Here is an 18,491-nt window from a genome sequence, read left to right on the forward strand (position 1 = left end):
GCGACAAGGGCAGCGTTTTATCACTTCGTTTGGCATTTCTGAGCAAGCAGGGAACTGTCTCAATTAGCTTTGCGTGCGGTTACTCAGTACGCGGCGGCCATCTTGATAACGCTTATTCCAGTAAGTATCGGTCAGGTTCGAAATTGTCACACCGACACTGGTCGAAGCGTGGACAAATTTATCGTTACCCAGATAAATACCTACATGGCGTCCTGTCGAACCTGCGCGGAACAGCACAAGATCACCGGGGCGCAGTTTTGTACGCTGGATTTTTTTACCAATATCCTGCTGCTCTGAGGTTGAGCGCGGTAAATCCATGCCAAATTGTTCGCGGAAAGTCAGTTGTACAAAAGCGGAACAATCAATACCGCGTTTGCTGCTGCCGCCTAAGCGATAGCGAACCCCTTTCCAACCTGCGTACTGTTCTAAAATCTTTGACTTGATGTCAACGTTGCGAACCATCGCTTCGAATTCATCCTGAGAGGCTTGCAGTAAAAGACCGTTTTTATCATTAACTGCACGCATCTCAGTTTGCGTATTTTGTAGATTCGAAGCGTTGTTCGAGCTACACGCGGATAACATGACCGCGGCAGCTACTGCAGGTATTAACCGCAGAATGTATCTCATAATAGGTTGAGACTTGACCATTGTTATTGTTTTCCCTTGCTGTCCTTACGACGGATATCGCCACTAAAAAATGCCAAACGAAGTGAGACTAGGGTTCACACATCGATCAGACAATAACTTAAACGAATAAATGTGCAGAGACGCACAATTTTTATTGGATTAAGCGCAAAATGCTGATATTCGAGCGCAAACTTTTTCGAGGTTACCGGATTGACTTATAAAAGGCGAGTATTTTTGCACAGATTCTTATAAGAAATCCTGATGTAACATAATGTTATATTTTATTCCTTACTCGATTAGCAATCAGATACATCAAAAACCAGTTTAACTTATTGTTTTAAAGGTAAATAACTTGCTTATCATTGCTCTCCTCGTCATGACGAACTTTTGTACACTAATATAGCTCTCTAAAAATTATGCATGAATATGTACCAAAACAATTTGGGCAAGGGAAAAGTAAATCATGACCAGCAAGGCATTTAACTTGTAAACAAAAGCAGGTCTTTTTGGGAGTATTCCTAATTTATTGCCTCTGGAGGTATCTGACGAATCTTCTATTTGCGCATTGCGTGCATTGTTTATTCTGATATGGGTAACCTGATATAGATAAATAGCGCTGAGTATCCTTGGAAGGATATGTGCGTTCTAATGGCTAATTAGGCTGTCAGTAAAAGTGTAATGTGATTTGTGTCACCCTTTTAGGGTTTAATAACCACTTAATCAACTTCAGTCATAACCGTGGTTATCTGCGCAGGTTGCAGTTTTTCTATCACCTTGTTTCAGCGCTCAACGATTTAATATTTGGAATATGATAACGAACATATTGGTTTATCTTTAAGGCGATCGATGCGATTTTCGTCGAAATAGCGGTTCTAAAATAGAAGAAATTTTTAATTCGACTCCTTTCTAACTTTGTTGTTCTTTGCACTGCTCTACCAAATAAAAAATGTACCGTTGAGCTGGGGAAATGTCTTGCGGTTTGGGTGTGACTCGCAGTGAATTTGTCACCAACGCTGGTAGCCATGGTGGGGAAGATACTTTGGTCAAGGTGATTAATTTTTTCGAAAAGAATCAATCCATTAATTAACCAACCGAGAGCCGTATGCTGTCACATAATCAAACCTTAAAACGTCAAGATGATCTCCATAAATTGCTGAAGGATCACTACTCGTTATTTATTCAAGGGATTAGCGAGACACGGCACATTTCTCCTCGTACAGTGCGACGGAATATCCGCTCCCTGGTCATAAAGTATCCGAACATTAACAGGTTCTATGGTCGGGTTGCTATAGATGCATGTGTCCCTGGAAGATTTTCCTCAGAGTCAAATCATCCTTATTAGGGGAAATATAGGGAATAGCTGCGAGTTTACCTATGGGGAAGAAACCATCTGGTAAATTGGCCGCTATAAGTTTGATGTGTCTTTTATTTCAAACGAGCACTTTGACTTGGTACACGGAGTTTCCGTGCCCCGTCTTGATAACGTAAGAATGAAGCAGCAGCTAATGCTTTGTTCAGAAAAAAGTTATTTGATTGCAGAAGGGATTAAGTTCAATAAGTTCTCATTCCATAAGGTTGCCGATTTGACGCAGTTTGACGGCGTGATAACCGATGGCGCTATTCCAAAAAAGACGATTGATATGTCGATCAGCAAAAATACGGAAATAGATTTAATCGAGATCTAACGGGGAGCGGCGACTCCCCGTGGCGTGGAAATACGTATCAGAGCCGTGGACGCTGTGCGCTCGGCAGACGTTGATTTATCCAGTCAATGATTCGATCGCTGGCTGGCGTGAGTAATATCCAACTGGCACCGACCAATACAACGGAAAGCGCGCCGACGGCAATATCAGTAAACCAATGGGCGCCGATCATTATTCTTGGCAGAGAGAACACGATGGCGATAATCAACGCAATGGCAAAAGCCCCGCGTGAGAAATAGCGCAGCATGAAGCAGGCGAATATGATTAACATCATGCCATGGTCGCCGGGGAAGCTATCGCTGGAGGCGTCTTTGGTTGGGATACCAATAAGCTCGCTAACGCGGTTGATATTCTCAAATACCAGCGTCGGGCTTGGGCGTTTAACCGGTAATAAATGTCCGAGCTGGTTAAGAAATACGGCCGTCAGTAACATCACAAAACCCATTACGATTAAACGACGGCGTCCTGCCGGATTTTCTTTTAAGAAAAAATACATGTACAGCGTGCCCATGCACAGCAGAGAAATAACGTCGAAGGCACGGTTATTGGTTACCGCCACCACATGTAGGAAGGTTGGGCTGGAAAGCAGGCGCTCATTGAAGTAATGGAAAATGGCGGAATCGGGGCCGAACCACCAACCATGATTTTCAGGTAAGTACCAGGATAGGAACAGGGCTATACCCAATAGGTTGAGCATCAAGATTGTCGGTAAATTGCGGCGGGTCATGCGAAGGCCTATATATAATTAGATGTTTAAAACAGTAACGCAGATAAAAATACGTCGGGCATTATACCTACTTATGTAAACGAATATTCAACAAATTGCCCTGTAGCTTATTCCAGTCGTTGTCTCCGGAAGAAATCACTTCAATTCGACTGTCTGGCGGCGGAGTGGGGCGGGTCTCAATTTGTAAATCATTCCCCTGCCGATTAACCACCAACGCGCCTTCGGGAATACGCATCACGCCTTTAACACGTTCTACCGGACTCAAACGAACCCATTCAAGCAACGGCACGGTGTCAAATATCGCCTCGCTGTTAAATACCCAACCGCAGCTAGTATAACCTTGCCCCTGGTTAAGCGCTCTGCGCCAGGGTTCGCTACCGCTCAGGTTTAATGCAGCCAGGCCTTTTTTTGGGGATGATTCTCCGTGATGATGGCGTGCATCCGGCAGTTGGGTCTTATTGGTATGCAGAATATCCAATACGGAAATAGCTATTTTTCCCGAATCAGAGAAATATAGCGGACGCTGCGAATTCTGAGCTTGCTGCCATTTTGCCAATGCCTGACGGTCGGTATCGATATAAGTATCTTGCTTACTGGCAATAATGACATCCGCTGCGGCTAGCTGGTCGCGGAAATTCTCGTTTTCAGTGTAGCGTTCATCATGTAATTGGCGGGCATCCAGCAGGCACAGCGTGGCGCTAAGACTAATCCAGGGCTGATAAATATCGGCGGTTAACAGAGACAAAATTTGCTTTGGATGACCCAAACCGGTGGGTTCGATTAATAACCGATCCGGTTTGGCCTGCTGTAGCAGCATATTCAATCCCACTTGCATAGGTAAACCATTCACGCAGCACATACAGCCGCCGGGGATTTCTTTTAGTATCGCGCCACTATCGGATAATAACGCGCCATCGATGCCAATTTCTCCAAACTCATTAACTAGCACCGCCCATTTTTCATGTTCGGGTTTTTGCGCCAATAACTGGCGAATCAGGGTGGTTTTACCGCTGCCAAGAAAACCGGTAATCAGATTGGTTTTTGTCACCACATGCTCCCAGTAAAAAAACGTTGCGTTAAGCATACCGAAAAATAAAGGCAGCGGAACTGTCACATCATGCGCTTAAAAATATAATTTATTAAGTAGCTTAATAATCAATCAGTTATTAAGACAACTCTTAATGCAGAGCCTGAATAGGCTAACGACTGACGTTGATAATTTAACTATTTTAATGGGTTATGCGCCGATTAAGGTAGTAAATAATGCCTTATCAACACCATTGTTTTGAGCGAAATCCTCTACTCTTTAATTGAGTCTTAGCGGATTTTGAGGTGAACATGGGTCAATATCGAGTACTCAGCGTCGCACTGGTTTTATTTTCATGGACCGCATTGGCTTATGGCACAGCCACCAGCGGTATCGTTCGCTTTACTGGCTCCATTGTAGATGCACCCTGCCAGATTGATTTTTCTGCACAAACTCTGGCAACCCGATGTTATAGCAACGGAAAAAACCTTTCTCAACGTCAAGTTATCACGACGGGCATGAACACAACTTCCAACTTACCGGGGAATCTGGGCACTTCAGAAGTTCAATGGCTGAATAAAGAACGCAATCTGGCTATTGTCACCATTAATTATCGCTGAAAGAATAGCTATTGCTAAAAGAACAGTCGTAGCTAAAAGAATAATTATCTCTGACAAACCAACGCTTATCCATTCAACGCTAGCAGCCCGATTTAATTAAATCGGGCTAATCTGTAGCATAATTCTTTGCCTTTCTGTGAGCCTCTGCGCAGCTCTGCCGATTTTTCTGTCGGACCAGATGTTATACTTCCAGTCACATATAGGGATATTATCGGTTAAACCCACCTTTTTGGTCAGGCCAATTCAGCTTGGTACTGTTAAACAGGCTAGATTCAGGTAATAAAATAATGCGTTTATACCAAGAAGTCGGCGGGAAACTGCGCGATGCACTGAATGCGGGTGAATATATCGCAGGCGATCGCCTACCGCCAGAGCGAGATATTGCAGAAACATTTCAGGTCAGCCGCAGTGTGGTGCGGGAAGCGCTCATTATGCTTGAGCTGGAACAACGGGTGGAAGTCCGGAAAGGCTCGGGCGTGTATGTGCTTAGCAAACCAGAAAAAAATGCTGATGATGAGCAGCCCGAAATTATTGATAGCGGGTATGGACCGTTTGAATTGCTACAGGCCAGGCAACTGCTGGAAAGTGAAGTTGCCGCTTTTGCTGCATTGCAGGCCACCAAGGCCGATATTCTCAAAATGCGGCAGGCGATAGAGCAGGAAAGGCTGTCGCTAGAAGCCGGACAAATAGATGAAAGTGCCGATGAGCTTTTTCATAATCTTCTGGCGCAATCGACACAAAATAGCGTATTGGCCAGTATGGTGCGGGAAGCTTGGCAGGCGAGGGATACCAGCGTGATGTGGCAGGGCGTTCACCTGCACGTTGCCGATTTCAGCTACCGTTGGCAATGGCTGGAGGATCATCAAAAGATCTTGCAAGCGGTGTTACGGCGGGACAGCAAGGCGGCCAAACAGGCTATGTGGCAGCATTTGGAAAACGTGAAGAATATTTTGTTAGAAATTTCCGATTCCGATCATCCTGATTTTGACGGTTTTTTGTTTGAATCGGTGCCAACATTATCAGATAACGGATAAATAACGGGCAGGGATAAGTTGGGGATAGATGGTGTGAATAAAATTAATAGCGCGGCTAAACAATAGCGGCTAAACAATAAATGGGAATGCTTTGCGACAATGCCACTGATCGCCTTAGACGGCCAGTGGCATTGGATTGATCAGGCTTTCTCTAACAGGACGCGCACCGTTTCTTTGGCGCCATTTTGTTGTAACTGAACATAAGCCTGAGTGACGGCAGCGACAAATTCAGCCCGCTGCGGCAGCTCTTCGCCGAAGATGCTTTTTAGTGCCAGCAAAGCCTGCACTCGTTCTGCGCCGTCTCTGGTTTCCGCGACGCAGGCTTTAAAACTTTCCAGCATTGGATCGCGAATATCAATTTCCTGACCTGCATCGTCAATACCGCCGACATAACGCATCCAGCCTGCAATGCCCAGCGCCAGACAGGCGTAAGGTCCGCCGTTTTTCAGATGCCAACGCACGGAATCCAGCATTCGCTGCGGCAGTTTTTGGCTGCCGTCCATCGCGATTTGCCAGGTGCGGTGTTTCAGCGAAGGATTGCGGTAACGTTCGATAAGGCTATCTGCATATGCACCTAGATCGGTATTTTCGACGCTAAGCGTTGGTGCCTGTTCTGCCATCATCAACTGACGAGCGGCACGCACATAGTTGGCATCGGTCATACAATCGCTAATATGTTGATAACCCGCCAGATAACCTAAGTAAGCCAAGAAAGAATGGCTGCCGTTCAGCATGCGCAATTTCATTTCTTCAAAGGGCAGTACATCAGCCACTAACTGAGCGCCGACGGCCTGCCAGTTTGGGTGTCCGGCAACAAATTTATCTTCGATAACCCATTGAATAAATGGCTCGCAGGCTATGCCGCAGGGATCGGCTACGCCCAGTTCGGCGGCGATTTCATGCAGCGTTTCATTGGTTGCGGCCGGTACGATGCGATCCACCATGGTATTGGGGAAAGTGACGTTCTGGCGGATCCATTCGGCCAGTTCCGGATCGCGAACGGCGGCGAGGCTCAGTACCGTACTGCGAGCCACATCGCCATTTTCTGGAATGTTATCGCAAGAAAGTACGGTGAAAGGCGGCAAACCGCGTAAACGACGCAGGCGCAGCGCTTCAACCAGCACGCCGGGTGCAGAGGTTGGCGCTTCCGGTACGGCCAGATCGGCCTGAACCATCGGATGATTGAGATCTAACTGACCGCTGCCGGGTTCAATGCAGTAGCCTTTTTCAGTGATAGTCAGGGAGACAATGGCGACCTGGGGTTCAGCCAATTTATCCAACACCGCCATGATACCGTCTAAACGGGCATGCAGAGATTCGCGTACTGCGCCAACCACTATGGCCTGATTGCCTTCGGCACCTTTTTCCAGCACGGAATACAGATGGTCTTGCTTACGTAAGTCCTGAATCAGGGTATCCCCGCCGAACAGACTGACTTCACAAATCCCCCAGTCACCGCCCAGCTGATTCAGCACCCGATCGGTCAATAACGCCTGATGAGCGCGATGGAAGGCACCGAAACCCAGGTGAACGATACGGCTTTTCAACTGGCTACGATCGTAAGTCGGAAGGCGGACGGCGCCGGGAAGCGGGCTATTGGCAAGGGTCTTCATACATAAGCTCCAGAATGGTTTACCTTCCCAAATGTTCGCCTGAGCGTCTGGGAACCGGTATCAAATATAGGCAAGCTGGAAAGGTGTTGGACCAGTTTGGTAAGTCTGCTTCTCTGGGCTAACCCTCTCTATCAGGGAGAGGTTTTTCCGCTGCTTGTCATGATTAGCGGCTTGCAGTGTAAAGCGATATGATAGAAATTAAAATTGGTTAGTCCAAAATTGGTCATATTCGTGAGGTGGATCAACCAATATACTTTTGCTTTTTGACACTTTTTCACTAAAGAGTAAGGTTAAAGCTGAGTGATATCTATTGATAATCGGTATAACAACATTTCGGTAAAAGGTTAGATACGTGAAATTATGACCGCTTGGATACCGGATTGAGCTTTAGATGATGAATAACCGTGAAAAAGAAGACAGTTTGACTCCCGCATCGCAGTTATTGCCGATGGTGCAGTAACACGGGGTAATTCAATGATGACAATGACGCAGGTGAGAAGGTAAAGCAGATGGAACAAACATGGCGTTGGTATGGCCCGAATGACCCAGTTTCGCTGGATGACATCCGTCAGGCTGGGGCAACAGGCGTAGTAACTGCACTGCACCATATTCCAAACGGCGAAGTGTGGCCGGTGGAAGAAATTAAACAACGTCAGGCAGAACTGGCGGCGAAAAGTCTGGTGTGGTCGGTAGTAGAAAGTGTGCCGGTACATGAAGAGATCAAAACTCATTCAGGTGAAGTCGATAGGCACATTGCCAACTACCAGCAGACGCTGCGGAATCTGGCTGCCTGCGGTATCGATACCGTGTGTTACAACTTCATGCCGGTGCTGGACTGGACTCGTACCGATCTGGAATACACGCTGCCAGACGGTTCTAAAGCGCTGCGTTTTGACCAGATTGCCTTTGTAACCTTCGAACTACACATTCTGAAACGTCCGGGCGCGGCTAAAGACTATACGGCGGAAGAACAGGCGCAGGCAGCGGATTATTTCGATTCGATGACCGAGGCGGAAATTGCCCGGCTGACCGGCAATATTATTGCGGGTCTACCGGGAGCCGAAGAAGGCTATACTCTGGACCAGTTCCGCGCTCGTCTGGCTGAATACGACGGCATCGACAAAGCCAAATTGCGTGAGAATATGGCCTATTTCCTGCGTGCAATTGTGCCGGTGGCGGAGCAGGTAGGTTTACGTATGGCGGTGCATCCGGACGATCCTCCGCGTCCGATTCTTGGCCTGCCGCGCATTGTTTCCACCATTGAAGATATGCAGTGGCTGAAAGAGACCGTAGACAGTATTCACAACGGTTTTACCATGTGCACCGGTTCCTACGGCGTGCGGGCGGATAACGATCTGGTCAAGATGATCGAAACCTTTGGCGATCGCATTCATTTCACGCATTTGCGTTCAACCTGTCGTGAAGGTAATCCGAAAACCTTCCACGAAGGCGGACATTTGCAGGGCGACGTAGATATGTATGAAGTCGTGAAGGCGATTCTGACGGAAGAACAGCGCCGTCAGCGAGCAGGGGATCGGCGTCCTATTCCGATGCGTCCGGATCACGGCCACCAAATGCTGGATGATTTGCACAAGAAAACCAATCCGGGCTACTCGGCAATTGGGCGTTTGAAAGGTTTGGCTGAAGTGCGCGGCTTAGAGTTAGCGCTGAAGCGAGCGTTTTTCCCTGAATTGCGTTAATTCAGTGAAATGATGGTTAGTGGAATAATGATGGTTAAGGGCCGGTTTTACCGGCTCTTAACGTTGAATCAGCAAAGATTAATCTGCGCGCCCCATATAACGGCGTTCTGCGATATGAATGCGGATTTTCTCACCCGGGCTGATGTACTCGGGCACCTGAATTGACAGGCCGGTACTCATGATTGCCGGTTTGTTACGAGCACTGGCTGAAGCGCCCTTGATGCTCGGCGCGGTTTCCACAATTTCCATATCGACCGTCTGCGGCAATTCGAGCGCCAGCAACTGGCCTTCCATCGTCAATACTTGCATTCCCGGCATACCACCTTCAGGAATAAACAGCAGTTCTTCTTCGATCTGCTCTTTTTTGAAGTTGTACGGCGTATAGTCTTCTTCATCCATAAAGACATATTCGTCGCCGTCAATATAAGAGAAGTTGACCGCGCGGCGGGTTAGAGTGATGGTGTCGAGAATATCATCGCCCTTAAAACGCTCTTCCACTTTCAAACCGGTACGCACGTCTGAAAAACGCATTTTGTATAAAGTACTCGCACCACGGGCGCTTGGGCTTTGTACATCAATATCTTTCACCAACAGCAATTTGCCGTTGTAGTTGACTGCCATACCGCGCTTAATTTCGTTAGCTCTTGCCATAAAAATAACCTGCCAATCAGGATTGAAGATAAGTTGCGACAAATTACCCGTGCTGCGGGCTACAGGCAAGCAGATAGCGTAAAAAGAATGAGGAAAAAGCGCGAAAACCTGGCTTGGAACAAGCAATGATTCGATGGCGGATTATTGCGGGAAAAAGAATGTGCCGCCGGAGAGGAATTGGCCCGGCGGCGCAGAAGATTGGAACCTATTGATAGACCGGCAGTAAGCCCATTAATGCACAGATATGAGCCACGGCGTTAATCAGGCCAAAGGCGATGATAAAGCCGATCATCAGGCTGCCGCCCGGTGCTCGGTAAGTGGCCTGCGGGAAGCGGCGGCGAGTTGCGCGCGCCATCAGTGCCGGAACAATAACGGCCCAAATAGTGGCGGCCAGACCGGCAAAACCAATGGCGTACAGGAAACCATTCGGAAACAGTAAGGCACCGATGGTGGGTGGCACAAAGGTCACTAACGCTGATTTTGCCCGGCCAATGCCGTCATCGGCGAATTTAAAGAAATCGGCGATATAGTCGAACAGTCCCAGTGATACCCCGAGGAAGGAACTGGCCAGCGCCATATAGGAGAAGGCATTCAGCAATTGACCGGTCAATGGGCCTGCGGAAACCGTATCCATCTGTTTTAACAGGCTGCCAATGTTGCCGCCGTCGGCAATCACCAGTTTGAAAGCATCGCGCGCGATGTTGCCCTGAATCACATACTGCCACAGGATATAAATCGCCAGAGCAATCAGCGTGCCGAATAACAGACTGCGCACCACGGATTTACTGTCTTTGCGATAATACTTCACCAAACCGGGCACGTTGCCGTGATAGCCAAATGAGGTCAGCAGATAAGGCAGAGCCGCGAGCGCGTAGGGCAGATAGCTGGCGTCGCTTTGGCTATGGTTAAACAGTACGTCGGCTTTTACATGGGTATACATATCACCAACGGACATAACGAATGTGATTACCATCCCGCCAATCAATATGGTACTCAAACGGTCTACCGCGCGAGTAGATAACCAAACGATAAAGGCCACCAGCACCGCGAAGACTAAGCCTGACGTGGTTTGCCCCACGCCGATAATGCCGTCCAGAGTGTGGGCGATAATGGAGCCACCCGCCGAGATATAGGCGTAAGTCAGGATATACAGCACAAAGGTAATGGACAGGCCGTTGATTGAGCTCCACATGCGCCCCAGCAAGTCCTGCACCACCGTATGGAAACTGGCGCCAGTCGGGTAGTTGAGGTTAGCTTCCAGGATCATCAGGCCGGAAATCAGCATACATGCCCAAGTGTAGATCAGCAGCGCGACAGAACCGCTAAACCAAACGCCGGCGGTCACGATAGGAATAGAGAACATTCCTGCGCCGACGGCGGTACCTGCTACGATCATCGCGCCGCCGAGAACCGACGGACGGGATAGGGACTGAGTAGAGTCCATTGACATGCATTGCTCCTGAAAGACCCGCTGAGGGTAAGGTTCTTTTGTACTAGCTCAATGGTACAGTGGTGGCGGGGCGCTGTAAATAGCTGAATATACTTAGACTGAATAATTAGCCGGTTAATACTTCGGCCATCAGCGTCATTAATATCGCTATATGATGCTTATAGTTTAGACTTTGGTTAAATAATCGACAGGTCGATTGAGTGATTCATCTCAGTTATTGAGGCGGAATCATCCGGGGGAAGGATAGTGCTGGTAGTTATTGACGGCGATTGCTATTGTCCGCCATCTACTCTGCCAGCCCACCGGAGAATCACTGATGGACTGTCGCTCAGATTGCGGTGCTTGTTGTATTGCCCCCTCGATTTCCAGCCCCATTCCGGGTATGCCTTTCGGCAAATCTGCCAATACCCGTTGTATTCATTTAGCCATTGATATGCGTTGCGCCATTTTCCACTCTCCGCAGCGGCCTAAAGTGTGTGCCAGCCTGCAGGCTCGACGGGATATGTGTTTTACCCACCGCGATGAGGCTTTGGTGTATCTGATTCAGTTGGAAGCCGCCACCGCGCCATAATGGGCAATAGCGCCTGGTTTTGGGCATAAAAAAGGCGATATTGAATATCGCCTTTCATGTTTTATCTGCGGAGCCAGAGGTACATCCTCTGGCTTCATGTTGTCACCATTAAGCGCCTTCTGGCACCGCATGTGCGGTATTTTTTAGCACCTGACCGGTATATTTCTCAATTTCCAACTGCGCCATCTGGCCACAGTTACCCTGAGCCAGACTGGATGAGCCGATATCGAAAGTCAGGCAGTTGATATTGCCGTTTTTACAGATAGAGCCCGGTTCCGCCGGTTCTGCCGGATCGAACCACGCTCCCTCACTGACGCGAATCACGCCCGGACGAACGTCTTCGGTCACCACTGCGCCCACCAGGATCTGACCGCGATCGTTAAAGGCACGAACCAGATCGCCGTTGGTAATACCGCGTGCGCTAGCATCCTGCGGGTTGATCAGAATAGCTTCACGATCGGCTACCGCATATTTTTTCCGCAGCGGGGTGTTATCCAACTGGGAGTGCAACCGGTTGATCGGATGAGCGGTATTGAGCGACAACGGGTATTTTTTCGCTTCCGGCCCGCGATACCACTCGTATGGCGGCATCCAGGTAGGAATTCCCCGACAATCGGCATAACCCATTTTGGCAATGGTATCTGAATAAATCTCGATCTTGCCGGATGGCGTCCCCAGCGGGTTTAACAGTGGATTTTCCCGATAATCGGCAAAACGAATCCATTGTTTATTGGCCTCTGGAATCGGGAAGCGAACGTAGTTATTCGACTGCCAGAACATATCAAACGGCGGCAGAGCGACTCGCGCCGTTCTGGCCTGAGATTTCATATCGTCGTACATGGATTTGAGCCACTGGGTTTCGTCTTTGCCGTCGGTAAAGGCATCGAGAACGCCCAGTCTGGCGGCCATGGCAGCGAAGATATCAAAATCGTTACGAGATTCATGCTGCGGCGGTACGCATTGATGCATCGGGAAAACATACAGTTGCGAGTAATCGCCGCCCATTTCCAGATCGTTACGTTCGTAGCTGGTGGTGGCAGGTAGCACGATGTCGGCGTACTTGGCGGTTGCGGTCCAGTAAGGTTCGTTCACCACGATGGTTTCCGGATGCTGCCAGGCTTTGATCAGCTTATTGGTATCCTGATGCTGGTGGAAGGTGTTACCGCCAGCCACGTAGACCATTTTCACATCGGGATAAGTTACCTTGGTGCCATTAAAATCAATGGTTTTACCTGGATTAGCCAGACATTCCGCAATACGCGCCACCGGAATTGGAGCCGGTGAGTTCTTCGGCGCATTACCGGCGGAAATCCCCGGTAAAATGCCGCCTTTGGCCGTTGGGCTACCGCCGGAAGAGTAGTGATAGCTGAAACCGAACCCGCCGCCCGGCAGGCCGATTTGGCCGAGCATTGCCGCCACGGTCACCAGCAACCAGTGCTGTTGTTCTCCGTGATGCTGACGCTGAATGCCCCAGCCGCCCATGATCATTGTGCGCTGTTTGGCCATATCCCGCGCTAGCTGACGCAGAACTTCAGCATCTACGCCACTGATATCAGCGGCCCATTCGGCATTTTTCGGTTGACCGTCATTTTCACCTAACAGGTAGGACTGGAATTTATCAAAGCCGACGGTGTAGGTCTTAACGAAGTCCGGGTCATACAATTTTTCAGTCAATAAGGTATGGGCGATACCGATCAGCATCGCGCTATCGGTATAAGGGCGCGGAGCGATCCATTGAGCGTTAGTGAATTTGGCGCTGTCGTTATACACCGGATCGATGCTGATAACTTTGGTGCCTTTTTTCTTCAGCGCTTCAAAACCGGTCTGGCCCACGTGATCCGGAATGTTCCAGCTATTTTTTAGCGTGATCATCGGGTTACAACCCCACAGGATCACTAGCTCGCTGTTTTCTACCACGTTTGGCCAGGCGGTTTGCTGCTCGTAAACCTCCATAGAGCCGACGACGTGGGACATAATCACTTGCGCGGCGCCGGTAGAATAGTCACCGGCATAGCCGAGGAAACCGCCGGTCAGGTTCATCAGGCGTTGTAACAGGGTGCGGCTGTTGTGCAGCATTCCCACGCTTTTCCAGCCGTAAGAACCGGCGTACAGTGCCTGCGGGCCGTGATCTTTCTGTACGCGGGTAATTTCGCCACACACCAGTTCAATCGCTTTATCCCAACTGACACGAACCCACTCATCGCGGCCACGTAGCTCAGTACGGCTACCCGGCCCGCCTTCCAGCCAGCTTTTACGCACCATAGGATATTTGATGCGGTTTTCCGCGTGCACCTGATAAGGTGCCATGGTGATCAGATCGTTAGGGTAGGGATCGTCTTTTACCGGCTGAACGGCGACCATACGGCCATTTTCGACAATAGCTTCAAACGCGCCCCAGTGAGCGCCGGTCAGAATGCCTTTCTGTGCCTGGCGCAATGCCAAAAATTGAGGCAACGCCTGGCTAATAGCCTCTGCCAGCGCAGATTTAGGCCACAGGCCGGCCACTAAAGGTAACGCCGCTAACGCGCTGGTGCCCATCAGGAAACGGCGGCGGCTCATTTGTAACTGTTTTTGTTCGTATTTGCTCATTTTCGCCTCTCGTTTACGACTTGGCCGGCATATCACTGGCATGTTTTTGTACGTATTGTGTCAGTACGCGTAGCTGTTCCTGAGTCAGGGAAGTACGCGGTGCCATGCCTTTAATCACGCCAATCCACTGGTTAGCATTGAAACGATCCAGTGCAGTCAAACCGTGGCAACCGGTGCAGTTGGAAGACATCATATCGGCGGCGTAGCGCCAGATTTTTTGTTGATCGTCAACCAGCTGTTTCTTCGGTAACCAGACTTGTAGCGCCACCTGATGCCAGATCAGACCGGTTTCAGCATCGGTTTGTGAGGACGTGGTTTTCAGCGCTTTCTGCGCTTCTTCGCCCAGTAATACGCTGAGGATGCGTTTACCTTGAGCAGCGTAGAAGACTTCCGCTACGCCATCTTGCTGCCAGCCTTCCACGTCGACTAGCACCTGATCGCCTTGCTGTTTCACGACCTTAACTTCGGTAGACGGCATCAGATTACCGGCGTTATGGCTATCACCCGCCTGCATAAAGAAAGGTTCGGTGGCAATGGTGTATAACGTGGTTGCGTCAGCCGGTGTTTGTGCTGCGGCGGTGGCTAGCTCGGCAGCCCCAGCTTGAGTCAGCTCGCTCATATCCGGCAGGATGTGGGCCACGCCTTTGTGGCAATCAATACAGGTTTCCCCGTTTTTGATGGCGACCGGATGCTGAACGCGGGCTTCAGCACTTTGCGCGGTGATGTCCATGGCGTCATAATTATGGCAGGAGCGGCAGGTGGCGGAGTCGTTCTCTTTGAGGGTTTTCCACACCGATTGCGCCATCGCCAGCTTATGGGCTTCGTACTTCTCTGGCGTGCTGATGGTCCCGACCATTTCGCCGTAGATATCTTTCACCGCCCGGATTTTAGTCCACAGGTAATCCAGTGGCTCATGGGGAACGTGGCAATCAGCACATTCGGCGCGGATGCCTTTCGGGTTCTGGAAGTGGACGCTGCCCTGATACTCGGCCAAAGGCTGCTGCATGGTATGGCAGGAAACGCAGAAGGTAGTATCACTGGTTTTATGGAAAACGGTGGCAGTACCAGCCAGAAGTGCAGCGCCAAGAATGATGCCGATCAGTAATAGCCATAGCCATCCCCACCGACGTCGTTTACCGAGTTCAGTCTGTTTTTTGCTCATATTACACCCATGTTATGTGTCTAATTGTTTTGGTAACGCTAGATTGGCGAACGTTGGGCAAGACAAAATCCGTTGCCCATAAAAATAGTGCGTCTATTGTAAATGGATTTTTTGCTGAAAACTAACCAGATAGAGGTATTTGCAAGATTAGATCAAATTTGCTGAGTATAAATACAGGAAACGCACAATTTTTTACCAAGCATAGACAATAAATACTTGAAATGCTTGGTTATATAACTTTTTATATAGCGCTATTTTTTAGTTGGAAGAGGTATAAAAACGGCGAGTTAACCAGAGATGAATGGCATTTTTACTTGCCTCAAAGTGTGGTTCGGGCAGTTCATTGGGGGGGCACCAAATCCATTGGCTACATTTCTCCGGCTCTTTATTTTCCACCTCGCCGCCGGGATACTCGGCCAGTAAACATACCGAAACCGTATGTTTGCCTTCGGCCTGCCAGGTGGCGATATTATTGGTCAGAGCAATAACCTGTGGCTGCTGAATCAGCAGACCGGTTTCTTCAGCCACTTCCCGCTGCGCGCACTGTTCAAAGGATTCACCAGCCTCTACATGCCCGCCGGGAATCGACCAGTAGGGTGCATGCTTACCGCAGCGTTTTCCCAGTAATACCGAACCTTGAGGGTTCACTATGATGACGCCAACACCCACAACCACAGCCATATTTTTTCTCCATCAGCAAATCGTCAGCAAAGTATGCCATTTCTGCCTTAAACCCTACCAGTGAAAGCGTCTCCAGAGGTAAAATGTGCGTGACATCAAAAATCTGCTATGACAATTCGAAGAAAACTTGCATAAACCCAAATGTAGAAACACACTATTGAAACGTTTCAGCGTTATCTGCTTCACTGGGTGATAAAGGGTAACGCTCCTTTTTCTCATAAAAGCTGAAACGATTCAATTTCAGTAAGAGAGGAGACTTATGTTCCAGTTGTCACTGAAGGATATCCATTTGGCTGCCAACGCGGCCGATAAAAACGAAGCCATCAAGCAGGTAGCCGCAGCGCTGACCGACGCCGGTTGTGTCGATGCCGCCTATGTTGATGGGATGCTACAGCGCGAGCTGCAAACTTCTACTTACTTGGGTAACGGTATCGCCATTCCTCACGGCACCACCGATACCCGCGATCTGGTGCGCAACACAGGCGTGCAGGTATTTCAGTTTCCGCAGGGTATCGCTTGGGGCGAAGATCAAACCGCTTATATCGTCATAGGTATCGCGGCGCGTTCCGATGAGCATCTGGCGCTGCTACGCCAGCTGACTCACGTACTGAGTGACGATACGGTAGCGGCTCAGTTGGCAAAAACGACCTCACCAGAGGAATTGCGCAGCCTGTTGATGGGTGAGAAAAAAGCGGCTGAATTCCATTTCGATACTTCATTAATCGCCTTGGACATAGCGGCAGATAACCTGATTACCCTTCAGGCGCTGAACGCCGGTCGTTTACAGCAAATTGGTGCGGTTGATGCCAGCTTCGTTAGCGATGTGATTACTCGTTCGCCGCTGAATCTGGGGCAGGGGATCTGGCTGAGCGACAGCAGCGAAGGCAATCTGGTCAGTGCGGCAACCCTCAGCCGTCCGGCGGTGCCTTTTGAGCATAACGGTGAAAAAGTGGCGCTGTTGCTGACGCTGTCCGTAGCCGACCAACAGCCGCTGAACATGCTGAATTATTTAAGTGATTTACTGTTGGCGAAAAAAGCTGACGCCTTGCTGAACGCCGATGCCGCCACCGTGCTGGCATTGCTGACCAGCGAATATGTAGAACAGAGTCAGATGTTAAGCGCGGAGTTTGTCATCCGCAACGAACATGGGCTGCATGCGCGCCCAGGGACAATGTTAGTGAATACAATCAAACAGTTTACCAGTGAAATTACCGTTACCAATCTGGACGGCACAGGTAAACCGGCAAATGGACGTAGTCTGATGAAAGTTGTGGCATTGGGTGTGAAAAAAGGGAATCGTCTGCGCTTTACCGCCAGCGGTGAAGATGCGCAGGCTGCGCTGGATGCCATTGGCACCGCGATCTCAGCCGGTCTTGGGGAGGGCGCAGCATGAGCAGAAGAGTCGCGACTATCACCCTAAATCCAGCCTACGACCTGGTCGGTTTTTGCCCAGAAATTGAACGTGGCGAAGTGAATCTGGTAAAAACTGCCGGTCTGCACGCCGCCGGTAAAGGCATTAACGTTGCCAAGGTACTGAAAGATTTAGGTATCGACGTTACCGTGGGCGGTTTCCTCGGTAAAGACAATCAGGATGGATTCCAGCATTTATTCAGCAATTTAGGTATCGCTAACCGTTTTCAGGTAGTGCCGGGGCGTACCCGTATTAATGTAAAACTGACCGAAAAAGACGGCGAAGTGACAGATTTCAACTTCTCCGGTTTCGACGTTAGCAAGCAGGATTGGGATCGTTTTGTGGTGGATTCCCTGAGCTGGCTGGGTCAGTTCGATATGGTTGCCGTAAGCGGTAGCCTGCCAGCAGGCGTTAATCCCGATGATTTTACCGATTGGATGTCGCGCCTGCGCAGCCAGTGTCCGTGCATTATTTTTGATAGCAGCCGCGAAGCGCTGGTTGCCGGTTTGAAAGCGTCGCCGTGGTTGGTGAAACCTAACCGCCGCGAGTTGGAAATCTGGGCCGGTCGTCCGTTGCCCGCTTTATCTGACGTCGTCGAGGCCGCACATGCCTTGCGCGATCAGGGAATTGCTCACGTGGTGATTTCTCTGGGTGCGGAAGGGGCGCTGTGGGTGAATGCTTCCGGAGCCTGGTTGGCCAAGCCGCCTGCCTGTGAAGTGGTTAGCACCGTGGGTGCCGGTGACTCTATGGTGGGCGGTTTGATCTATGGCCTGCTGATGCGCGAATCCAGTGAACATACGCTGCGATTGGCAACGGCAGTTGCTGCTTTGGCCGTCAGCCAGAGCAACGTTGGCGTTACCGATCGTCCGCAGTTGGCCGCAATGATGGCTCGTGTGGATCTGAAACCTTTTAATTGATATTCGGA

Annotated in this window: 17 protein-coding genes; 8 read left to right on the top strand and 9 right to left on the bottom strand. The window is 49.6% G+C overall.

Going from position 1 to position 18,491, the window contains the following annotated elements:
- Positions 1-63 precede the first annotated feature (63 nt).
- Positions 64-648 carry a bifunctional murein DD-endopeptidase/murein LD-carboxypeptidase gene (mepS, locus tag ACQ4OC_RS06690; RefSeq protein WP_064517412.1) on the bottom strand — a complete coding sequence of 195 codons (585 nt, stop codon included), beginning with the start codon at positions 646-648 and terminating at the stop codon, positions 64-66.
- 1,081 nt (positions 649-1,729) lie between these two features.
- Between mepS and ACQ4OC_RS06695 the strand changes: the two genes are divergently transcribed.
- Positions 1,730-1,969 (top strand): DeoR family transcriptional regulator, encoded by a 240-nt coding sequence (locus ACQ4OC_RS06695; RefSeq protein ID WP_071925609.1) that lies wholly within the window; start codon positions 1,730-1,732, stop codon positions 1,967-1,969.
- A gap of 76 nt (positions 1,970-2,045) precedes the next feature.
- Complete coding sequence (locus ACQ4OC_RS06700) at positions 2,046-2,312, top strand: DeoR/GlpR family DNA-binding transcription regulator (protein WP_071925610.1); 267 nt, start codon at positions 2,046-2,048, stop codon at positions 2,310-2,312.
- Positions 2,313-2,349: 37 nt separating this feature from the next.
- Here the strand turns inward: ACQ4OC_RS06700 and ACQ4OC_RS06705 are convergent, their stop codons facing one another.
- Positions 2,350-3,057, bottom strand: a complete 708-nt coding sequence (locus ACQ4OC_RS06705) for a phosphatase PAP2 family protein (RefSeq protein ID WP_064517417.1) — start codon at positions 3,055-3,057, stop codon at positions 2,350-2,352.
- A gap of 67 nt (positions 3,058-3,124) precedes the next feature.
- Positions 3,125-4,105: a CobW family GTP-binding protein gene (locus ACQ4OC_RS06710; protein WP_430971035.1), complete on the bottom strand. Its 981-nt coding sequence runs from the start codon at positions 4,103-4,105 to the stop codon at positions 3,125-3,127.
- 290 nt (positions 4,106-4,395) lie between these two features.
- Between ACQ4OC_RS06710 and ACQ4OC_RS06715 the strand changes: the two genes are divergently transcribed.
- Entirely contained in the window at positions 4,396-4,704 is a 309-nt protein-coding gene (locus ACQ4OC_RS06715) for a hypothetical protein (protein WP_064517420.1), read from the top strand.
- A gap of 287 nt (positions 4,705-4,991) precedes the next feature.
- Complete coding sequence (locus ACQ4OC_RS06720; protein WP_064517423.1) at positions 4,992-5,738, top strand: FCD domain-containing protein; 747 nt, start codon at positions 4,992-4,994, stop codon at positions 5,736-5,738.
- A 140-nt stretch (positions 5,739-5,878) separates the two neighbouring features.
- Here the strand turns inward: ACQ4OC_RS06720 and ACQ4OC_RS06725 are convergent, their stop codons facing one another.
- Positions 5,879-7,351: a mannitol dehydrogenase family protein gene (locus ACQ4OC_RS06725; RefSeq protein ID WP_064517425.1), complete on the bottom strand. Its 1,473-nt coding sequence runs from the start codon at positions 7,349-7,351 to the stop codon at positions 5,879-5,881.
- Between the two features lie 509 nt (positions 7,352-7,860).
- Here ACQ4OC_RS06725 and uxuA point away from each other — a divergent pair.
- The gene (gene uxuA / locus ACQ4OC_RS06730) at positions 7,861-9,051 is read left to right on the top strand and encodes a mannonate dehydratase (protein WP_064517428.1); all 1,191 of its coding nucleotides are present in this window, start codon (positions 7,861-7,863) and stop codon (positions 9,049-9,051) included.
- Positions 9,052-9,129: 78 nt separating this feature from the next.
- Here the strand turns inward: uxuA and yeiP are convergent, their stop codons facing one another.
- Both yeiP and mtr read right to left on the bottom strand, forming a co-directional pair.
- A complete protein-coding gene (gene yeiP / locus ACQ4OC_RS06735) occupies positions 9,130-9,702 on the bottom strand; it encodes an elongation factor P-like protein YeiP (protein ID WP_049597106.1) in 573 nt (190 codons plus the stop codon).
- Between the two features lie 205 nt (positions 9,703-9,907).
- Positions 9,908-11,152, bottom strand: coding sequence for a tryptophan permease (mtr, locus tag ACQ4OC_RS06740; protein WP_064517430.1), 1,245 nt, complete (start codon positions 11,150-11,152; stop codon positions 9,908-9,910).
- A 316-nt stretch (positions 11,153-11,468) separates the two neighbouring features.
- Between mtr and ACQ4OC_RS06745 the strand changes: the two genes are divergently transcribed.
- Positions 11,469-11,723 carry a YkgJ family cysteine cluster protein gene (locus ACQ4OC_RS06745; protein WP_064517433.1) on the top strand — a complete coding sequence of 85 codons (255 nt, stop codon included), beginning with the start codon at positions 11,469-11,471 and terminating at the stop codon, positions 11,721-11,723.
- 108 nt (positions 11,724-11,831) lie between these two features.
- Here ACQ4OC_RS06745 and torA read toward each other — a convergent pair whose 3' ends face one another.
- The 3 genes from torA to ACQ4OC_RS06760 form a co-directional block, all read right to left on the bottom strand.
- Positions 11,832-14,312, bottom strand: coding sequence for a trimethylamine-N-oxide reductase TorA (gene torA / locus ACQ4OC_RS06750; protein ID WP_430971036.1), 2,481 nt, complete (start codon positions 14,310-14,312; stop codon positions 11,832-11,834).
- Between the two features lie 13 nt (positions 14,313-14,325).
- Positions 14,326-15,474, bottom strand: coding sequence for a NapC/NirT family cytochrome c (locus ACQ4OC_RS06755; protein WP_064517439.1), 1,149 nt, complete (start codon positions 15,472-15,474; stop codon positions 14,326-14,328).
- A 258-nt stretch (positions 15,475-15,732) separates the two neighbouring features.
- Positions 15,733-16,155: a nucleotide triphosphate diphosphatase NUDT15 gene (locus ACQ4OC_RS06760; RefSeq protein WP_064517442.1), complete on the bottom strand. Its 423-nt coding sequence runs from the start codon at positions 16,153-16,155 to the stop codon at positions 15,733-15,735.
- A 259-nt stretch (positions 16,156-16,414) separates the two neighbouring features.
- Between ACQ4OC_RS06760 and fruB the strand changes: the two genes are divergently transcribed.
- Both fruB and fruK read left to right on the top strand, forming a co-directional pair.
- The gene (gene fruB / locus ACQ4OC_RS06765) at positions 16,415-17,548 is read left to right on the top strand and encodes a fused PTS fructose transporter subunit IIA/HPr protein (RefSeq protein WP_120806288.1); all 1,134 of its coding nucleotides are present in this window, start codon (positions 16,415-16,417) and stop codon (positions 17,546-17,548) included.
- On the top strand, positions 17,545-18,483 hold the full coding sequence (gene fruK, locus ACQ4OC_RS06770) for a 1-phosphofructokinase (RefSeq protein WP_064517448.1): 939 nt from the start codon (positions 17,545-17,547) through the stop codon (positions 18,481-18,483). Before fruB ends, fruK begins: the two co-directional genes overlap by 4 nt.
- Positions 18,484-18,491: the final 8 nt, after the last annotated feature.

The sequence above is a fragment of the Yersinia sp. J1 genome (genome assembly GCF_050586585.1).
In the GTDB taxonomy this organism is placed as follows: Bacteria; Pseudomonadota; Gammaproteobacteria; order Enterobacterales; family Enterobacteriaceae; genus Yersinia; species Yersinia entomophaga.

What these genes read in the sequence shown, in the direction of transcription:
- yeiP (WP_049597106.1), bottom strand. Translation starts at nt 9,702, where the DNA reads ATGGCAAGAGCTAACGAAATTAAGCGCGGTATGGCAGTCAACTACAAC.
- fruK (WP_064517448.1), top strand. Translation starts at nt 17,545, where the DNA reads ATGAGCAGAAGAGTCGCGACTATCACCCTAAATCCAGCCTACGACCTG.
- ACQ4OC_RS06725 (WP_064517425.1), bottom strand. Translation starts at nt 7,351, where the DNA reads ATGAAGACCCTTGCCAATAGCCCGCTTCCCGGCGCCGTCCGCCTTCCG.
- mepS (WP_064517412.1), bottom strand. Translation starts at nt 648, where the DNA reads ATGGTCAAGTCTCAACCTATTATGAGATACATTCTGCGGTTAATACCT.
- ACQ4OC_RS06760 (WP_064517442.1), bottom strand. Translation starts at nt 16,155, where the DNA reads ATGGCTGTGGTTGTGGGTGTTGGCGTCATCATAGTGAACCCTCAAGGT.
- ACQ4OC_RS06695 (WP_071925609.1), top strand. Translation starts at nt 1,730, where the DNA reads ATGCTGTCACATAATCAAACCTTAAAACGTCAAGATGATCTCCATAAA.
- ACQ4OC_RS06720 (WP_064517423.1), top strand. Translation starts at nt 4,992, where the DNA reads ATGCGTTTATACCAAGAAGTCGGCGGGAAACTGCGCGATGCACTGAAT.
- fruB (WP_120806288.1), top strand. Translation starts at nt 16,415, where the DNA reads ATGTTCCAGTTGTCACTGAAGGATATCCATTTGGCTGCCAACGCGGCC.
- mtr (WP_064517430.1), bottom strand. Translation starts at nt 11,152, where the DNA reads ATGTCAATGGACTCTACTCAGTCCCTATCCCGTCCGTCGGTTCTCGGC.
- uxuA (WP_064517428.1), top strand. Translation starts at nt 7,861, where the DNA reads ATGGAACAAACATGGCGTTGGTATGGCCCGAATGACCCAGTTTCGCTG.
- ACQ4OC_RS06745 (WP_064517433.1), top strand. Translation starts at nt 11,469, where the DNA reads ATGGACTGTCGCTCAGATTGCGGTGCTTGTTGTATTGCCCCCTCGATT.
- ACQ4OC_RS06755 (WP_064517439.1), bottom strand. Translation starts at nt 15,474, where the DNA reads ATGAGCAAAAAACAGACTGAACTCGGTAAACGACGTCGGTGGGGATGG.
- torA (WP_430971036.1), bottom strand. Translation starts at nt 14,312, where the DNA reads ATGAGCAAATACGAACAAAAACAGTTACAAATGAGCCGCCGCCGTTTC.
- ACQ4OC_RS06705 (WP_064517417.1), bottom strand. Translation starts at nt 3,057, where the DNA reads ATGACCCGCCGCAATTTACCGACAATCTTGATGCTCAACCTATTGGGT.
- ACQ4OC_RS06715 (WP_064517420.1), top strand. Translation starts at nt 4,396, where the DNA reads ATGGGTCAATATCGAGTACTCAGCGTCGCACTGGTTTTATTTTCATGG.